The following is a 2,594-nucleotide window of genomic DNA, read 5'->3' on the forward strand; positions in this document are numbered from 1 at the left end:
CACTCAACCACTTCGTCTTGCTCGACAATCTAAAAATAATTGAGAGGCTAGGACTTTTGTCCCAGCCTCGTTTTTGCTTGGAAATTTTGATAAGAAGCTGACCGAGCTAGGGTCGGTTTAAGAGATGGACAAAATATAAACTTTATGAAATTTTCACAATAATTTCATGCTATAAGTTGACAGCTATAAAAAAAAAGAGTAGAATAACCCCAGTTTTATGAAAAGTGAAAGTAGGGTAGGCTCTTGTGCTTGCAGGTATAGTTTGTCCTACTCTTTGAGCTATGAATCGTCAGAAAGACGCAGTTGGCTTGTAAGATGACGATGATTGCTCAGAGGTTGGAGATTTTTCAGCCTCTAGATCTTTTTCAAGGAGTTTTTTATGTTTTCAACATTAAAAAAATGGTTTATTGGTCGCCCTTTGAAATCTGGTGCGGAAGCTGAAGGAGGCTTGCTTGGAAAAATGCAGGCTTTGGCCATGCTCTCGAGTGACGCCCTTTCCTCTATTGCTTACGGTCCTGAACAGGTCGTGTTGGTCTTGATGACGGTATCAGCAGGAGCCATTTGGTGGTCTCTTCCAATTGGGGTTGTGGTGCTAATTCTCTTAGCTAGCTTGACTATTTCCTACCGTCAAGTTATTCATGCCTACCCTCAAGGGGGTGGAGCCTACATGGTAACTTCGGAGAACCTGTCTCCCAAAGCGGGGCTGATTGCAGGTGGGAGCCTCTTGGTCGACTATATGTTGACGGTAGCGGTATCTGTTTCATCAGGTGCAGATGCCATTACCTCAGCCATCCCAGCCTTGCATCCATACAACCTTCATATTTCCATCCTGTTGGTCTTGATCTTGATGCTGATGAACCTGCGGGGTCTTCGTGAATCGGCTTCTTCCTTGATGGTTCCGGTTTATCTTTTTATTGTCAGTACCATTGCCTTAGTTGGCTATGGCTTTGTCCAAATCTTGACTGGCCAATTGCCTTATAACGCGACAGCCCATGTGGGGCAAACCATTTCAGGTGTTAGTGTTATCCTTTTGTTGCGGGCCTTCACCAGTGGATCTGCCTCTCTGACAGGGGTTGAAGCCATCTCCAATTCGGTTCCTTTCTTTAAAAAACCAAAAGCCAAGAATGCGGCGTCGACGTTGACCATCATGGCCTTGATTTTGGGGATCATGTTTGCAGGAATTACCTTCCTCAATTACTGGGTTGGTGTGGTCCCTGCTAAAAATGTGACGACCTTGGCTCAAATGGCCCGAGCTATTTTAGGCAACTCTCCAGTTGGACAAGCTTTCTTCTATATTTTCCAATTATCAACAGCCTTGATCCTGGCAGTTGCGGCTAATACTGGTTTTTCAGCCTTTCCTATGTTGGCCTTTAATATGGCTAAAAACAAATATATGCCACACATGTATATGGAAAAAGGGGATCGTCTGGGCTATTCCAATGGGATCTTAACCTTGGCGATTGGAGCCATCGTCTTGCTTCTGATCTTTGATGGCCAAACAGAAAGTTTGATTCCTCTTTATACCATTGGGGTGTTCATTCCGTTTGCCCTTTCTCAAACAGGGATGGTCATTCACTGGAAACGCCAATACCAAAGAGGATTTCTCAAGTATTCGATCGCCAATATCCTTGGTGCTGCTATCTGTTACGGCATTGTCTTGATTCTATTGCTCTTCCGTTTGCGTGAAATCTGGCCCTTCTTCCCTATTATTGGGCTCTTGCTATGGATGTTCTTAAGAATTCGTAGCCACTATGATAAGGTTGCTGCTCAATTACGCTTAGGTGCAAAGATCGAAAAAACAGACTATGCTGGCAATACCGTCATCGTTCTTGTCGGAAATGTGACCCAAGTAAGTGTTGGAGCGATGAGTTATGCCAGCAGTTTGGGAAATGACATCGTGGCCATGCACGTTTCTACAGAAGAAACCAAGGCTAAGGATACGGAAGTAGCTGAAGAATTCAAGCATTACTTCCCAGATATTCGTTTTGAAAATGTCATGACCAGCTATCGGGATATTATCCAGCCAACCGTTGAATTTGTTGCAAAAGTAGCTGAAGAAGCAAAAGCCAAAGGTAATACCGTTACCGTTTTGGTTCCCCAATTCATTCCTAAGAAGCATTGGCAAAATATTTTGCACAACCAAATGAGTTTGAAATTGAAGTATGCTCTTCGTTGGCACGAAGAAGTCGTCGTCGCCAGCTATTCTTACCATTTGTCACAATGATCGTATGGTCTTCCAAAGATGTCTGTTCTAGCAGGCATTTCGGATTGAAAGCAAAGTTGTCTTAGAAACTTTCCTTAGGTGAGTACGGACGTCAGCGAACTTCTTCGAAGTTCCATGACTTAGTTTTGGACCTAAGGTTCCAAAACTCCCGAGTGCTAGAAACGTTATTGTTTCTAGCACTTTTCTCACGGCGGAAAGTTTCAGTGAATGTTTGAACCACCTGAATAGTTCCTTTCTCATTTTAATTTTATCAGCATCGCTTAGGTTGCTTTATGTGAAATATAACTTGTCTACAATTAAAGGAGGCTGGGACAAAAGTCCTAGCCTCCCAATTGTCTTTGGATTGTCGAGTAAGACGCAGTGGTTGAGT

General features: G+C 43.4%; 1 protein-coding gene. It reads left to right on the top strand.

Annotation, left to right across the window (positions count from 1 at the left end):
- Positions 1 to 379 precede the first annotated feature (379 nt).
- Positions 380 to 2,224 (top strand): APC family permease, encoded by a 1,845-nt coding sequence (locus tag BTU61_RS04325; protein WP_200772475.1) that lies wholly within the window; start codon positions 380 to 382, stop codon positions 2,222 to 2,224.
- The last annotated feature ends 370 nt before the right edge of the window (positions 2,225 to 2,594 follow it).

Origin of the sequence: Streptococcus lactarius (genome assembly GCF_016642265.1) — a bacterium.
GTDB classification, from domain to species: Bacteria; Bacillota; Bacilli; order Lactobacillales; family Streptococcaceae; genus Streptococcus; species Streptococcus lactarius.